This is a genomic window from Agrobacterium albertimagni AOL15 (assembly GCF_000300855.1).
GTDB lineage: Bacteria > Pseudomonadota > Alphaproteobacteria > Rhizobiales > Rhizobiaceae > Allorhizobium > Allorhizobium albertimagni.
Map to the genome: position 1 here is coordinate 1 of NZ_ALJF01000053.1, position 521 is coordinate 521.

Sequence of the window (521 nt, forward strand, 5' to 3'; positions counted from 1 at the left end):
CGTCCCACGAACGCTCGGCAGATTCTATCCTGTCATGTTAGAATTGTCGTGTCGGGACAGGGGCGTCGGAGTGCGAAGAAGCGGGCAGGCCGAATTGACTTTGAGCTGCGAGCTCGCGTTGTTATCTGGCCGCCCCTGCGACTATCCCGTCTGCGCTGCGAGCGCGTATCCGTAGATGTCGCACAGCCCGCGCACTCCCCCATCCACAACATGGAGGATTTGGAATGCGGTCAATCGGAATGGATGTGCATCGAAGTTTTGCGCAGGTCGCGGTTCTGGACCGGGGCAAGGTCACCGAAGAATTCCGGGTGGAACTGGATTACGACGCTGTGTTGGGCTTTGGTCAGACGCTTCAGAAAGATGACGAAGTCATACTGGAAGCGACCGGGAACACCTCGGCCATCGTAAGGTTGCTGACGCCGTTCGTGGCCAAGGTCGTGATCGCGAACCCGCTTCAGGTGAAGGCAATCGCCCATGCGCGCGTGAAGACCGACAAAGTCGACGCGAGGATTCTGGCGCAG

1 protein-coding gene is annotated in these 521 nt (G+C 58.9%); it reads left to right on the forward strand.

Annotated features, from left to right (window positions below):
* Window positions 1-239 precede the first annotated feature (239 nt).
* On the forward strand, window positions 240-521 hold a 282-nt coding region (locus QWE_RS24300; protein WP_006728834.1), incomplete at its 3' end, for an IS110 family transposase.